The 14,478-nt window shown below is 34.3% G+C and carries 15 protein-coding genes and 1 tRNA gene; 9 read left to right on the top strand and 7 right to left on the bottom strand.

Annotated features, from left to right (window positions below):
* Positions 1-75: transfer RNA gene (locus tag CCAND38_RS06330), tRNA-Val, on the top strand.
* Positions 76-161: 86 nt separating this feature from the next.
* Here the strand turns inward: CCAND38_RS06330 and CCAND38_RS06325 are convergent.
* From CCAND38_RS06325 to CCAND38_RS06305, 5 genes are all read right to left on the bottom strand, one after another.
* Positions 162-1,214, bottom strand: coding sequence for a BF3164 family lipoprotein (locus CCAND38_RS06325; protein WP_197066333.1), 1,053 nt, complete (start codon positions 1,212-1,214; stop codon positions 162-164).
* 52 nt (positions 1,215-1,266) lie between these two features.
* Complete coding sequence (locus CCAND38_RS06320; protein ID WP_197063214.1) at positions 1,267-2,199, bottom strand: BF3164 family lipoprotein; 933 nt, start codon at positions 2,197-2,199, stop codon at positions 1,267-1,269.
* Between the two features lie 374 nt (positions 2,200-2,573).
* The gene (locus CCAND38_RS06315; protein ID WP_042344415.1) at positions 2,574-2,846 is read right to left on the bottom strand and encodes an NVEALA domain-containing protein; all 273 of its coding nucleotides are present in this window, start codon (positions 2,844-2,846) and stop codon (positions 2,574-2,576) included.
* Positions 2,847-3,026: 180 nt separating this feature from the next.
* Entirely contained in the window at positions 3,027-4,367 is a 1,341-nt protein-coding gene (locus tag CCAND38_RS06310; RefSeq protein WP_042344414.1) for an MFS transporter, read from the bottom strand.
* A gap of 117 nt (positions 4,368-4,484) precedes the next feature.
* Positions 4,485-6,254 carry an alpha-amylase family glycosyl hydrolase gene (locus tag CCAND38_RS06305; RefSeq protein ID WP_042344425.1) on the bottom strand — a complete coding sequence of 590 codons (1,770 nt, stop codon included), beginning with the start codon at positions 6,252-6,254 and terminating at the stop codon, positions 4,485-4,487.
* Between the two features lie 428 nt (positions 6,255-6,682).
* Here CCAND38_RS06305 and CCAND38_RS06300 point away from each other — a divergent pair, with 428 nt between their 5' ends.
* The 8 genes from CCAND38_RS06300 to CCAND38_RS06265 all read left to right on the top strand — a co-directional run bounded on the left by CCAND38_RS06300 (position 6,683) and on the right by CCAND38_RS06265 (position 12,877).
* Complete coding sequence (locus CCAND38_RS06300; protein WP_042344411.1) at positions 6,683-7,528, top strand: transketolase; 846 nt, start codon at positions 6,683-6,685, stop codon at positions 7,526-7,528.
* A 35-nt stretch (positions 7,529-7,563) separates the two neighbouring features.
* Positions 7,564-8,445 (top strand): mechanosensitive ion channel family protein, encoded by an 882-nt coding sequence (locus CCAND38_RS06295; RefSeq protein WP_042344409.1) that lies wholly within the window; start codon positions 7,564-7,566, stop codon positions 8,443-8,445.
* A 79-nt stretch (positions 8,446-8,524) separates the two neighbouring features.
* A complete protein-coding gene (locus tag CCAND38_RS06290) occupies positions 8,525-9,778 on the top strand; it encodes a pyridoxal phosphate-dependent aminotransferase (RefSeq protein WP_042344407.1) in 1,254 nt (417 codons plus the stop codon).
* Positions 9,779-9,914: 136 nt separating this feature from the next.
* Positions 9,915-10,304, top strand: a complete 390-nt coding sequence (locus CCAND38_RS06285) for an HU family DNA-binding protein (protein ID WP_013997442.1) — start codon at positions 9,915-9,917, stop codon at positions 10,302-10,304.
* Positions 10,305-10,516: 212 nt separating this feature from the next.
* Positions 10,517-10,681: a hypothetical protein gene (locus tag CCAND38_RS11970; RefSeq protein WP_172919842.1), complete on the top strand. Its 165-nt coding sequence runs from the start codon at positions 10,517-10,519 to the stop codon at positions 10,679-10,681.
* 66 nt (positions 10,682-10,747) lie between these two features.
* Positions 10,748-11,644 carry a hypothetical protein gene (locus tag CCAND38_RS06275; protein WP_156129779.1) on the top strand — a complete coding sequence of 299 codons (897 nt, stop codon included), beginning with the start codon at positions 10,748-10,750 and terminating at the stop codon, positions 11,642-11,644.
* Positions 11,645-11,649: 5 nt separating this feature from the next.
* Positions 11,650-12,603 carry a transketolase family protein gene (locus CCAND38_RS06270; protein WP_042344404.1) on the top strand — a complete coding sequence of 318 codons (954 nt, stop codon included), beginning with the start codon at positions 11,650-11,652 and terminating at the stop codon, positions 12,601-12,603.
* A 58-nt stretch (positions 12,604-12,661) separates the two neighbouring features.
* A complete protein-coding gene (locus CCAND38_RS06265; RefSeq protein WP_042005672.1) occupies positions 12,662-12,877 on the top strand; it encodes a hypothetical protein in 216 nt (71 codons plus the stop codon).
* A gap of 92 nt (positions 12,878-12,969) precedes the next feature.
* On the opposite strand, the gene CCAND38_RS06260 is transcribed toward CCAND38_RS06265, so the two are convergent.
* Entirely contained in the window at positions 12,970-13,824 is an 855-nt protein-coding gene (locus CCAND38_RS06260; RefSeq protein WP_042344403.1) for an aminotransferase class IV, read from the bottom strand.
* A 16-nt stretch (positions 13,825-13,840) separates the two neighbouring features.
* Positions 13,841-14,224, bottom strand: a complete 384-nt coding sequence (locus CCAND38_RS06255; RefSeq protein WP_042005667.1) for an START-like domain-containing protein — start codon at positions 14,222-14,224, stop codon at positions 13,841-13,843.
* Positions 14,225-14,478 lie beyond the last annotated feature (254 nt).

The raw sequence follows: 14,478 nt of genomic DNA, 5'->3' as shown, positions 1-14,478 counted from the left end.
GGGTTCTTAGCTCAGCTGGTTCAGAGCATCTGCCTTACAAGCAGAGGGTCACTGGTTCGAATCCAGTAGGACCCACAGAAAAAAATCTTCAAGTTTGCTTGAAGATTTTTTTTGTTTATAATCGTAGATTATTTTGTTATTTTTATCTATTTGTTTGATTTTTAGTTGTTTAGGTGTTGCAAAATACCGTTCAATTCATATTCATATTCATATACAGTACCATCAATACCAAGTCCGTATATTTTTTTAAACTCTTCATCTACTGAAATATCTAAAAGATATTCATCAATTTCTAAAACATACTGTGGTTTTCCGTTCCAATCAAGAACTTCAACCGTAACAGGCTTAGCAATTTCATAAGATTCTTCCTCCACTTGGTCTAATTTCAAAGCAAATATATACTCGGAGGTAGTAGCAACATCGCAATAATAGGCATGTTTTACCACTCCTTCATTGTCTATTGCCTTTTCAACATCTGTTGCTGAACCCAAAGATACTGAAAACGATTTTTTGGCATCAACCAAAGAAACAAAATTTATTTGATTCAAGGCTTCCATAGCCCCAACTATCCAAGTTTTATCACTTTTAGCAGCCCAAATACTTTGGTATAAAACTGTAAAATGCTTCGATGAGTTTGGATATATAGGTTTGTCAAAAACAGTAGTTTGGGTTATAGGGTTAAAAAACGTAAGCCAATAGTTACTATTTTTCATCGTTTCCAATACGAAAAGGGAATCTTTTATAAAAAAAGCGTAGGCAGAAGCCTCGTTAAAACGAACTACCTGATCTATCTTTGCAGATTGATTTGATATTGATTCCGAAACATTTAACAATTTCAACTTTCGAGAAGTTACATCGTTTATCCATAAACTATTTTTTTCGTTTCTTTGTTTAATGATTCGAGCATTGATTACATCATTTGGCCCTCCACCTCGGTTTAATACACTGGCTTCTAAAACTCCTTTTTTATTGAAAATTTGAAGTAAGCTTTTGGATTCAGTATTTTCAGGAGTACTCAAAAAAATATGCCTTGAGTCATTAGCTACGCTAAAAGCTCCTAAAATACTATCAATCAACACTTTTGACTTCAGTTTGATTCTTTCAATTTTTTCAACGTTCTCAACTTTAATTTCCTCAGGAAGGACGGAAGCCCTCTCTTTTTTAGAGCAAGAAAAAAGAATCAGTGACAGGAGTAAGAAAAAATATTTATTCATTGTGTACAGTTTAAAAATCATTTTTAGTTCAGTTCTTCAAAAGTAGGTGGATTCAATTAATAGCTTCATCTGTGGTAAATACAGCAATTTCTTCTGTTTCCCAATTTATTAAATACATATATTTTCCTTGTTTGTCCACAGAAAAGTGTGTATAGTATTTAGGTAAGTGAAATATGCAAACAGGATTTGCTTCCCAATCAAAAACGAGAATCATACTATTATCTTGCTCTTTTCTTGAATCATTATAAAGACAATAAACATACTCATCTGTGCTGTCAATGGCATCGAAGAATGTATTTTGCAAATATTCTTCTAATTTTTCATCTTTAATTACAATTTCATCTTGAAAATGGACAGACTTATAAACTTTTTTTGATTCAACCGAAGCAAAATCTATTTTTGGAAAAGAAAAATATACAGAGGCAAATCTATTGTTATTATAAGTTGATAATTTCTGTGATAGATGGTGTTTGTCAGCTGATAATTCCAATTTATAATTATTGCCTATTCCTGTTCTATTCTGTTTGTTTTCATCAATTAAATAGTAAGTACAATCTTCAAAATCCTCACTGTATAGATATTTTCCTGCCTCTGTAACAAACATATCTCTTGCTTGAACATTCAATACAGAAGAAAAGTTAATCATAGTGTCTATTGCTATTTTGTTTTCCAATATGCTTTTATCTATGTTTATTTTTGAAAAAACAGATTTCGCTCTGTCGAAAACAAAAAAAGCATTATCCTTAAATTGTGCTGAATAAAGTGGAGCTATAAAATCCATAGGACCCTGTCCTCTGTAACACAATTCCATTTTTTTCAGAGTATCTTTTTTAGAATAAACTTCGAAAAAATAATCACTTTTACGTTTGAGTAACAAAAAATAATCATTGGTTGTATATACAGCGGTCACTCCAATAGCTTCATTTTTAATGATTTTGTTTATCTCCAAAGAATGTCTCTTCGGAAAATCTTCTAAACGTATCAAATTGCCTTTTGTCTGTTCTTTACACGAAGAAAGAAATACAAGAAACAATATAACCCTTCCGTATTTTATGCTATTTAGTATCATATAGTAATTAAAAAAAATAGTATTTATACTTAACAATTTGTGATAATTTTATATTTTGTTTTTATCTCATAAAGTCTCAAAATATTCATAAAAAATTTTTACGCTGATAGATGTTTTCAATTTTAAAACAACTAAAAACAAACTCTATTGAATTTAAAACATTCTTTTTTACACTCTATCTCATATAAATTCGTCTATTTTATTCAAGTTTAAAGCTACAAACTAAATAAAATAGACGAAATAAATTGAAAATAAAAACAGAATTCTAATTATTCATCTGCTTATCCAAATTAGTAAAAACATTTACTAACTCTTCCTCTACCTTTTTCATCATAAACTTTTATCTTACAATTAGAACAATCATAATATGTAAATCCAACCTTAACAACAGATTCATTATAACAAATTTTGTATCTCGTTCCTGCTCCTCCGTTCTCCCCATCAGCCAGTGCTTCCAGATTAGCTAATGTTAACTCATTCAATTCAGTTGTATCCTTATTGATACTCTGATTAATTCCATAACCGTCTGTAGCTACAATCCCAATAACTAATAGGCTTTTCAAAACATTTTTTTATGAGAAATTGATTTTTAATTTTATGGCTCACAAGTTACAAAATATTTTTTAATTAACAAACATTTGTTTAAAAAATGTTTCAATCGAAAGTGTTGTTATGAATTTTGCATCTATGGATTTTCGATTACTTTTTTTAGTTATTCAAATTTTTAAATGCTATTTAAAATGTTAAAACTGGCTTTTTTTAGAAAAATACTTCTTTTTGTGTATTTGGAATAAAATTAAGGCTCCAATTCCAAAGAAAAGGACTAAAAATACCACCGAATTTCGCATATTGTTGGTCATTTGGTCAATGATACCGTAAATTCCCATACCGATAACAATACCAATCTTTTCTGAAACGTCGTAAAAACTGAAAAAAGAAGTTGTATCCTTTGTTTTTGGTAAATATGTGGAATAGGTGGAGCGTGAAAGTGTTTGAATGCCTCCCATGACCAACCCTACTAAGGTGGCTGTGGCGTAAAAATGCCAAGGTAAATAGATGCAATATGCAATCAAACAGATACAAATCCAAACACAGTTTAATACGATGAGAGTGAGGATTTGCCCCATCTTTTTTACGCTCCAAACTGTCAATTTTGCTCCTACAATGGCTATTAATTGAATTATCAGAATGCTGACTATCAATCCTATGGTGCGTTCTTCTGTATCTTTCCATTGAATTTCTTGCTCTCCGAAGTAGGTAGCGACAAGCATCACAGTTTGTACGCCCATGCTATATACGAAAAATGCTAAAAGAAATGTTTTTAGGAGTTTGTTTTCTTTGAGTTGCTGTTGTACGTTTTGCAATTCTTTGTAGCCATTCAACAGAAATCGTTTGCTGAATTTGTTGCGGTCAGTTTCAAAATTAGGTAAATGACGGAAAGAATACTGACTGAAAATAATCCACCAAAAGCCTACCGTTACAAACGAAATTTTCATTGCCGTTAAGGTAGCTTCTTCCTCAGAGCCTTCGATTCCAAAAACAGAAGGAAACATGACCATCGCTAAGTTGAATATCAGCAATATACACGAACCTATATAACCCATGATGAAGCCTTTTGCACTGACTTCGTCGTACTGTTCAGGCAAAGCAATATCTGGCAAATAGGAATTGTAGAAGACGATACTTCCCCAGAAACCAATGACTCCGAACAGATAGCATAGCAATCCAAAATAAATATTTTCTAATGAAAACCAATACAAACCAATACAAGAAATAGCCCCCAAATAGCAGAAAAATTTCATGAATGTTTTTTTCTTCCCTAAGTAGTCCGCAATACCACTCAAAATGGGTGAAATTACTACAACTATCAAAAAAGCCAAAGCTGTAACAAAAGTAATTGCTGCAGTGTTTTTAACACTAAATCCGAATAAATCAATGTGAGTTATATTGGCAATTTTGAATAGTAAGCCGTAGAAAATCGGGAAAATTGACGATACTATCGATAAACTATATACCGAGTTTGCCCAATCGTAAAAAATCCATGCTTTTAGTAGCTTTTTGTGTCCTCTGGGATGTTGTTCCATATTTTTTACTATTTAAAGAATCATCTCGACTTTCGAAAGAGTTCTTTTTCAGTAAAAAGTCGAGATAGTTCTTAATGATTTCATGTGGTGGTATGTAATTTTCAAAAGGATTAACCACTATTTTTTCACTTTAAACACAAGTGACTCCAGCGGAGCGATATCTACCCGCATTTTTCCAAAGCCATTGGCCACGTTTAGTGTGGTTTGTTTTGTTTGATATAAATCATCTGTTAGGGAGTAATTACCGTCATTTAAAAACCAACTTCCGATGATGAACTGAGGAATTTGCAAATCGAACCCAAAGCTATCGCTTTCACTGAAGTTAACGATGATAATCCATTGATTTTCTTCATCGCCACGTACAAAGGCGTAGACCTTATCGTTATAGAATTCAGTGTTTTCGCGGTTATATTTATGAATGTCGGCGTAAAATCCTGTAACGGGAATGTGCAATAGTCGTTTGTAGAAATCACGCAGATGTTTTTCATTGTCAGATAGTTGTCCTCCGTCAAATTGTTTGTTGTTCATCCATCGCTGGTGAGCAGGTACGCCAACGTAGTCAAAAATAGAAGTTCTGGAAGGACTGCCAAAACCACCTTTTTCAGCTCCTTTTTCACCTACTTCTTGTCCGAAGTAAATCATAATTGGAGCATCGCTGATGAGCGTTGAAACTGTCATTGCTGGTTTTGCCTTTTCAGGGTAACCTGCGAACTCTGGTGATGCGATGCGTTGTTCGTCATGGTTTTCCAAAAAGTGAAGCATATTTTTAGCAATGTCCGCCAATTCGTGTTGGATAGGAGCAATAGCATCAGTGGATCGGCCATAGGAAACGATATCCCGTAGGGTGTCATACAATTGAACTTTATCATAGAGATAGTCCATTTTCCCCTTATGAATATAATCACGATATGCTTTTGGATTGTAGATTTCGGCTAATAAAAAAGCTTCCGGATTTTTATTTTTGATATTTGAATTGAGATAACTCCAGAATTCTACAGGAACCATTTCAGCCATGTCAAAACGGAACCCATCCACTCCTAAATCTAACCAGAATAAGGCTATGTCTCTAAATTTTATCCAAGTATTCGGAACCGTTTTATCTTTCCAAAATTGGTAATGTTCGTGGTGATTTTTATCGTTGAAATCGTCCGAAAGTTCTGGAAAATCCTTAATTCCATCAGGTCTAACTCCAAAATTGAGTTTTACTGTTTCATACCAATCGTTGAAATCTGGTTTTGATTTTCGAGAACCGTTGCCAGTCCATTTGGCAGGAAATTCATGAAATTTTCCGTCAATCAACGGATGTTTTTCTCCTCCAAGAGGCTCGTAGCCAGTTGCATAGTTTGGAAGTTCGAAAGTTTCGTTTGGATTGTAGTAAAAGTTATTGTTTACGTGATATGCTACCGAAGTGTCATCATCTTCTCCGAATCCTTTTACGCCTTTGGGTTTTGAAACGCTTTCATATTTTCTTGCTACGTGATTAGGAACAATGTCAATAATGACTTTCAATCCGTGTTTGTGGGTGCGTTCTACCAAATCTTTAAATTCCTGTAATCGATTTTCAGGATTTTCTGCCAAGTCGGGATTTACATTGTAGTAGTCTTTAACAGCATACGGCGAACCTGCACGTCCTTTTACTACTTCTGGATCGTCATTGCTGATTCCAAAAGCCGTGTAATCATTTACTAAGGCATGATGTGGGACGCCCGTAAACCAAATGTGAGTAACTCCTAAATCCCTGATTTCCTCTAAGGCTTTGTCAGTAAAATCAGAAAACTTCCCAACTCCATTTTCTTCTTTTGTTCCCCAAGGTTTGTTGGAGGTATTAGTGTTTCCAAACAGACGCGTAAATACCTGATAGACTACCTTTTTCTCGTTTTTTTTCATCTCTTTTGTTGCTTTTTCTTCTATTGTGCTTTTACAAGCGGTTGCAAAAAAAAGAAAAATTAGTGTAGCAAACGCAATTGCGGTTGTATTTTTTTTCATAAATAGATTTTTTGTAGGCAAAGATACGGATTTTAATTTTTGTTTTTGAGGTTGATTTGATTCTTCTTGTAATAAATTTAAAGAGGCAACTAAACTATGCTCCCAATGTTTTATTTTAATCATTAAACCTTGGAGATTTAATCTCAAATTTCTCACGCTACACATTAGAAAGTATTTAATCCATTGACAGAGGATAAGTATCAAAGTTCAAATATAATACCTGTATACAGTGGTTTGGACTCCATTTTTGAAGTCAAATATTTTCTAAATCTTTTTGCATAAACCATGAAAAAAACTATATTTGTCGAGAAATACAAAAACGATAAATAATGTCAAATATTCAACAGTTAACAGACCTTACTACGCAGGTGCGTAGAGATATTTTAAGAATGGTTCACAAGGTAAATTCAGGACACCCAGGCGGTTCGTTAGGTTGTACTGAATTTTTAGTTTGCCTCTATAACGAATTGATGGAAATCAACACCAATTTTGAGATGGATGGCAAAAATGAAGATCTCTTTTTCCTTTCAAACGGGCATATTTCCCCTGTATTTTATAGCGTTTTAGCTCGAAAAGGTTATTTTCCTATTAGCGAATTAAACACGTTTCGTTTGCTAAATTCTCGTTTGCAAGGACACCCAACGCCACACGAAGGATTGGAAGGCGTTCGTATTGCTTCAGGATCTTTAGGGCAAGGGCTTTCAGTTGGGATTGGAGCAGCACTGACCAAAAAACTTAACGGAGATACGCATTTGGTGTACACTCTTCATGGTGATGGCGAATTGCAAGAAGGACAAATCTGGGAAGCTGCAATGTATGCTGGAGGAAAAGGCGTTGATAACCTGATTGCTACCGTTGATTATAACAAAAAGCAAATTGATGGAAGCACGGATAACGTTCTGCCTTTAGGTGATTTACGTGCTAAATTTGAAGCCTTTGGTTGGCAAGTAATTGATATTGAGAAAGGAAACGACATCACTTCTGTTTTGGAAGGAATGAAAAAAGCCAAATCGTTGACAGGCAAGGGAAAACCAGTATGTGTGCTTTTACATACCGAAATGGGTAATGGTGTTGATTTTATGATGGGAACTCACGCTTGGCACGGAAAAGCTCCGAATGATGAACAACTCGCCAAAGCTCTCGCACAAAATCCTGAAACATTAGGGGATTACTAAAAACCTCACCATAATTTATATGACTTCTATTTGAAATGAAAGAAACAACATTCGATTTTTTAGAAAAACTGAAAGGAGTAATGAACTTTGTTATCTTTGATATTAAAGGTAGCACTTTCACGTTACTAACTTTGGTGTATTTGATTGTGTCGAGTGTACTACTCGTGTTTCTGGCTAAAAGGCTGACTCATTTTTTGGAATACAGGTTTTTTGCTACTCGTATTGCTGAGAGAGGAAATCGGTCGGCTATTGTTACTATTATCAGATACTTAATTTTAGTCTTTGGATTCTTATTCATTTTTAAATCAGCAGGGTTTGAATTAGGAGCGTTTAGTTGGCTTTTAGGAGCTTTGGGGGTCGGTTTGGGATTTGGTTTACAGAATATAACTAATAATTTCATTTCAGGAATCATCATTTTGTTTGAACGACCTATAAAGGTAGGTGATAGAATCCAAGTGGGGGATATTTCAGGAGATGTAGTCGCTATTTCTATGCGTTCCACCAGAATCATCACAAATGATAATATTTCGGTAATAGTACCTAATTCTCAGTTTATTAATGGCAATGTAACCAATTGGTCGCACAATGATAGATTGGTTCGTTTTCATTATCCGATTGGGGTCTCTTACAAAGAAAATCCGCAAAAAGTTAAAGATATCGTTCTAAAGATAGCTAATGATCACCATGGAGTACTTAAAGAACCTGCTCCTGCTCTTTGGTTTGTAGAGTATGGAGATAATTCCCTCAATTTTGAATTAGTTGTATGGACATCTACTTACATACAGAAACCTGTAGTACTCAAAAGTGAATTGTATTACATTATTTTTGAGGAATTCGCTAAACATGACATCGAAATACCTTTCCCGCAACGTGACATTCATATCCGTTCGGGCTTAGAAAACTCAAAGCAACTTTAAACATTAGATGTTTATAACAGAAACATAAAAATATAAAAAAACTTAGTTTTCATTGAATAAATTTTAATGTAAAAACATTATGAAAGTATCAAAATTAGCACAAAATTTAATCGGTTCTGAGATTGTAAAGATTGGAAACGAAGTAAACGACCTCAAAGCAAAAGGCGAAAAAATCACAAATTTAACCATTGGGGATTTGGATTCGAATATTTATCCCATTCCCAATGAGCTTAAAAAAGGAATTCAACAAGCGTATGCTGATAATCTTACGAACTATCCTCCTGCGAGTGGTATCCTTTCGCTTCGGGAAAATGTTTCGAAAGACCTCAAACAACGTTACACATTGGAGTACTCGGCGAAAGATATTCTTATCGCAGGAGGTTCGCGTCCGTTGATTTACGCAACCTTTAAAACCATTGTAGATGAGGGCGATAAAGTGATTTATCCCGTACCTTCGTGGAATAACAATCACTACGCGTATTTGAATTCTGCTCAGAAAATAGAATTAGAAGTTAAGCCTAAAAACAACTTCTTACCTACGGCAGAAGAGCTACGTCCGCACCTGAAAGATGCCGTTCTGTTAGCACTTTGTTCGCCACTTAATCCGACAGGAACGATGTTTTCCGAGCATCAACTCAGAGAAATTTGCGAACTTATTGTGGAAGAAAACCGCAAACGTGGAGCCGACGAAAAGCCCCTTTACTTGATGTATGACCAAATTTATGCAATGCTTACCTTCGGAGAAAAACACTTTAATCCGGTAAGTTTAGTCCCTGAGATGAAGCCTTATACCATATTTATTGACGGTTCTTCCAAATGTTTTGCGGCTACGGGCGTTCGCGTGGGCTGGGCTTTTGGTCCTTCGGAAATCATCGGAAAGATGGCGGCTCTACTTACGCACGTTGGGGCGTGGGCTCCAAAACCTGAACAACAGGCTATGGCTCAGTTCCTTACTGATACAAAAGCGGTTGACACGTTCGTAAATGATTTCAAAGGAAAGATTAAACATAGTTTAGAAACCCTGCACGAAGGCATTCAAGTATTGAAACAAAAAGGATATGCGGTGGAGAGTATTCGTCCGATGGGAGCTTTGTATTTGACCATTCAGTTAGATTATGTTGGGAAAACTACACCAAAAGGCGACAAACTTAACGATACTACTGACTTGGTTTTCTACCTTATTAAGGAAGCAGGAATGGCATTAGTTCCGTTTTCTGCCTTTGGAAATAGCCGAACAATGCCTTGGTTTAGAGCTTCTGCAGGTGGATGTTCTTTGCAAGATATTAAGGACGTTCTCCCAAGATTAGAGAAGGCTTTGAGCGAACTAAAGTAAAAGAATAAGCAACAAATAGAGCAAAGTCTAAAAAGAAAAATAGAAGCAATCAGGCTTTGCTCGGTTTGTTTGTTTTATTATAAATATAAAAATATTACACCTTATATATATTATATCACTAAAAAATTTATTTATTATGGCAGTAAAATACAACATCGTAGAGCGAAAAAACCTATTGGATAAAGAAGCTCAACCTAAATTTTATGCAAGTGCGAAGGCAGATGGTGAAATATCTTTCCGTGCTCTTGCCAAAGAAATCGCCACAGGTTCATCAACCGTATCGGATACCGATGTTTTGGCGGTACTCAATGATTTAACCAAAGTATTAGTAAAACATCTTTCAGAAGGACGTATTGTTCGTTTGGGTGATTTCGGAAGTTTTAGAATTACTATTTCAAGCGAGGGAGCAGAAACCGCGGAGAAATTCAATCCTGCTTTAATTAAAAGCAATAAAATTCAGTTTACCCCTGGAATAGATTTAAAGGAAATGCAACGCGTTATCAAGTACGAAAAATATAAAAAATAGTTTTCTTTTTGGAAAGAAATACAAACTTGTTATTATACAGATAGATATATTGTTAAAATTATATGTATATATCTTATCAAAAAAGTATATATAAGTTTATAAAAATATATATACAAGTTGATGAAGTTTTATATATAAAATTTTTAACTTATATGTTTAAGTTGTAAGTTTAATTCTTTTTTATATTGAATAATAAATACAAATGATTAAAAATGAGTTACAAAATATCCTTTCAGGAAAGGGCAAGGTTAAGTATGGAGAACCTATCCAAACAATCGCCTGTTACCTTAGAAGAAGCTCGGAAACAAGTACAATGGTTGAAAGAAAAGAGCAAAACAAAAGTAAGGAAACGGAGAAACTCTGCCAATGGATATTGAGTTTTAGTTCTCATTTGTATAATGATTTTTTGTAAATAATAGTTTATCTTTTAAAAATTCAACACAATGAAAAGATTAGTTTTTATATTATTGTCGATAGTTATGTTATCGTGCAATAAAGAAAGTGAACCAAACAGACAAGAATTTCTTGAAGTTTTTAAACAAGAAAGAAATATTCCACAAGATATTTCTATCGAAAGAATTTCGTTAGGGAAAGATTTTGAAATTGTTGTAGGAAAGAAAGATTTTGAGTTGTTTTTATATAAAATTCAGAATAAAAAAATCGTAGTTTCACACAAAGAGTCTATTCCTAAAGAAGTAAAAAAAGGAGAAAAAACGTATTTAGTAAAGGGTTTTACACCTAACATAAGTCGATTAAAAGAAGATGGTTTCATTTGGATTGATATAACACGTGATTGGGCAGAACAAGGAAATACTCAGGTAAATCCGTATTATGTTCTTTTCTCTTTTGTGCTTCATAAGGATACTTTTGTTAAAATAGATAATAGCTCGTATGATTGGAATGGGGATATTATCGACATACGTACTTGGAATGAAACTAATTTTTTGGTTCAAGTAACAGGAAATTCTGATAGAGATTTTTATATTTACGGCGATAAATGGCAATTTTTGTTTAAATCAAATTCAAAATTCTTAATCAATCCTGATAAGATATATACTTTAAATCAGGAAGAAGCTATCCTATTTGGAGATGAAAAACAGCTGTTTAAAAGGATAAATATTAAGGATAATAATACAATTTGGCAGGTGGATTCTGAGAAAATTTTCCCTTCCAAAACAATATTTCTCAGTAGAGTAACTGAGCTAAATAAATCGGAAAATATTTGGACTTTTACAATAAATTACACACTTCGATACGAAGATAATGAAAAACAAGAGCAATTTGAAGAAGGAATAAAAACAATTAAAATAGATATTAACAACGGGAAAATTATTGAATAAATACAATTATGAAATATACAGACACAGGAAAAAAGGATACTCGAAGCGGCTTCGGGGCAGGATTGGCTGAGCTTGGGCGTACCAATCCTAACGTAGTGGCGTTGTGTGCTGACCTTATTGGGTCGCTCAAAATGGAGAAATTTATTGAAGAAAACCCTGAACGTTTCTTCCAAATTGGTATTGCTGAGGCCAATATGATGGGCATTGCAGCAGGACTTACCATAGGAGGAAAAATTCCGTTTACGGGTACATTTGCCGCATTTTCAACGGGAAGGGTGTATGACCAAATCCGTCAGTCGATTGCATATTCGGGCAAAAATGTAAAGATTTGTGCTTCACACGCAGGACTTACCTTAGGGGAAGACGGAGCAACGCACCAAATTTTGGAAGACATCGGTCTGATGAAAATGCTCCCCGGAATGGTAGTTATCAATCCGTGCGACTATAATCAAACCAAAGCGGCCACTATTGCCATTGCTGACTATCAAGGACCGGTTTACTTGCGTTTCGGGCGTCCGACTGTAGCAAATTTTACTCCGGAAGACCAAAAGTTCGAAATTGGTAAAGGCATTCTTCTAACAGAAGGGAAAGATGTAACTATTGTCGCCACAGGACATTTGGTTTGGGAAGCCTTACTTGCTGCCGACGAGTTGGAAAAACAAGGTATTTCTGCTGAAGTAATTAACATTCACACTATCAAACCTTTGGACGAGGAAATTATTTTAAATTCCGTAAAGAAAACCAAATGTATTGTTACTTGTGAGGAACACAATTACTACGGAGGATTGGGCGAAAGTATATCGCGTGTACTAACACAAAGGTTCCCTATTCCACAAGAATTCGTAACGGTGAATGACACATTCGGAGAATCAGGTACACCTTCCGAACTAATGAAAAAATACGGACTCGACAAAGATGGCATACTAAAAGCTGTAGAAAAAGTATTAAAACGTAAATAGTTTGTTTTTTAAGTTTATACTTTTTAACTTTGCGACTGAACAAGTAAAAAAATATGTTATGAAGAAGATTTTTGCAATTGTATTATTGATTGTCGGTATTTTCGGCGGTTATAAAGGTTATCAAGTAATTGATGATAGCTCAAAAGGAATAGAGTTAGCAGGGTTTGAAATTAAAGCTGAAGACAAAGACTCTAAAACAATGGGGTACGTTTATTTAGGTCTTGGTGTAGCTGCTCTTGTTGGAGGTATAGTTCTTTTATCAAGAAAAAAATAAACATCACTAATTTATTGAAATCATAAACGGGCTGAGAGTTAATACCCTCAGCCCGTTTATTTTAAATTGGTACATTTTGCGAAAGAATTTTATTAACTTACACCAAATCGAGCGGCTGTATTGAGTTTTCCGATAAGGCTTTTAGCCACTAAGTTAGTGTATGTTTTTTTTCGATATTTTGTGATAGGTTGAATTCCTATGATACTATTTGTGATAAAAAGTTCATCTGCTTTTTGTAGTTCGAAAGGAGAAATTGATGTTTCAATAACTTCAAATTCAGGGATTTTTTTTAGCAAATTAATAAGTACTTTCCGAGTAATACCATTGATGCAACCGTCGGTTAGGGGAGGGGTTTTGAGTTTATTACCTTCGACCATAAACAAGTTACCGTTCAATGCTCCTGCAACATTCTTGTTACTGTTCAGTAAGATGCAATTTTGATAGTCGTTTTCTTTAGCAAAAACACTTCCTATGATATTAATAATCCGATTCGTGTGTTTTACATTGGCTAATAAATCAGGTTGTAGGTAAAAATCTTTAAAAAGTTCTACCTCGTAGGGCGTTTCATGCAATTCATAGAAAATAGACGAGATAGGATGTACTTCGATGAGGTAGTCAACATCATTTGTATGAGGAGTGTAAAGTCCGCCATTTTTTCGAGATACGGTCATCCTAACTCGTGTGGGGGTGTTGTTTAATTCATTGATATTTAATGTTTTTAGAATTTCATTTTCAAGAAATTCTAAAGTAAAATTCATAGGAATTTCCATTCGTAGGATACGCATACCTGCCATTAATCGTAGGTAGTGTTCCTCCCAAAAGACTAATTTTTGATTAGTATATTTAACAGTATCGAAAACAGCATCGCCATATTTGAAACCTCTGTTTTCACATGACAAAATAAGTTCCTCGGAAGATAGAAATGTCCCGTTGTAGTTTATTTTCATATAGTTATAATTAATTCTAAGCAGTACCTAAGGCGTGTCGAAGTTCGGTTACTTGGTTTTCCCACAACATTTTAGATTCTTCCAAATCATTGGGTTCGGCAAAATCTACCACGACTAATGAAACATCTTGAGTTAATTCATCGACCATAATCTTTAGTTCAAAATAAGAGTCGTCACCGCAGTCTAACCAACGGAATTTGATTGATTCATCCATTTTTTTGCGAAGTAATCGGGCTTTTTCCTGAGTGTCATCCCAAATAAAAGTATAAATCTCACCTCTTGAATTTACATCGTCAGCATACCATTCCGAAAGTCCAGAAGGTGTGGAAATATACTGATACAGCATTTGTGGAGAAACCTGAATGACAAATTCCATTTCATATTTTACCTTTTTCTGCATGTTGTTTATGTGATAAGATATTAATGAGGGCAATATATATCTTTTAATTTAATATACCAACTTTTTAACATTTAATTTTGTGATTTTTGTGTAGACACGGTGATTTCAATCACACTTTCAATCTTTTACCGATTTATTTTTTATCGTAATAAAATAATTTTTAATTTTGCAACACCTCTAATAGTGGTATTCTGCGGTATAAAACTTTCAGCCGATGTTGAAGGTCACTACGTATTTTTATAGTAACAAACAAA

Source organism: Capnocytophaga canis, assembly GCF_000827555.1.
Taxonomy (GTDB): Bacteria; Bacteroidota; Bacteroidia; order Flavobacteriales; family Flavobacteriaceae; genus Capnocytophaga; species Capnocytophaga canis.
This window is presented reverse-complemented; position numbering and strand designations above follow the sequence as displayed.

Bases quoted from the DNA above. Each gene is read 5' to 3' on its own strand.
- CCAND38_RS06260 (WP_042344403.1), bottom strand. From the start codon at position 13,824: ATGAAAATAAACTACAACGGGACATTTCTATCTTCCGAGGAACTTATT.
- CCAND38_RS11970 (WP_172919842.1), top strand. From the start codon at position 10,517: ATGAGTTACAAAATATCCTTTCAGGAAAGGGCAAGGTTAAGTATGGAG.
- CCAND38_RS06310 (WP_042344414.1), bottom strand. From the start codon at position 4,367: ATGGAACAACATCCCAGAGGACACAAAAAGCTACTAAAAGCATGGATT.
- CCAND38_RS06325 (WP_197066333.1), bottom strand. From the start codon at position 1,214: ATGAATAAATATTTTTTCTTACTCCTGTCACTGATTCTTTTTTCTTGC.
- CCAND38_RS06255 (WP_042005667.1), bottom strand. From the start codon at position 14,224: ATGCAGAAAAAGGTAAAATATGAAATGGAATTTGTCATTCAGGTTTCT.
- CCAND38_RS06305 (WP_042344425.1), bottom strand. From the start codon at position 6,254: ATGAAAAAAAACGAGAAAAAGGTAGTCTATCAGGTATTTACGCGTCTG.
- CCAND38_RS06300 (WP_042344411.1), top strand. From the start codon at position 6,683: ATGTCAAATATTCAACAGTTAACAGACCTTACTACGCAGGTGCGTAGA.
- CCAND38_RS06290 (WP_042344407.1), top strand. From the start codon at position 8,525: ATGAAAGTATCAAAATTAGCACAAAATTTAATCGGTTCTGAGATTGTA.
- CCAND38_RS06285 (WP_013997442.1), top strand. From the start codon at position 9,915: ATGGCAGTAAAATACAACATCGTAGAGCGAAAAAACCTATTGGATAAA.
- CCAND38_RS06295 (WP_042344409.1), top strand. From the start codon at position 7,564: ATGAAAGAAACAACATTCGATTTTTTAGAAAAACTGAAAGGAGTAATG.
- CCAND38_RS06265 (WP_042005672.1), top strand. From the start codon at position 12,662: ATGAAGAAGATTTTTGCAATTGTATTATTGATTGTCGGTATTTTCGGC.
- CCAND38_RS06275 (WP_156129779.1), top strand. From the start codon at position 10,748: ATGAAAAGATTAGTTTTTATATTATTGTCGATAGTTATGTTATCGTGC.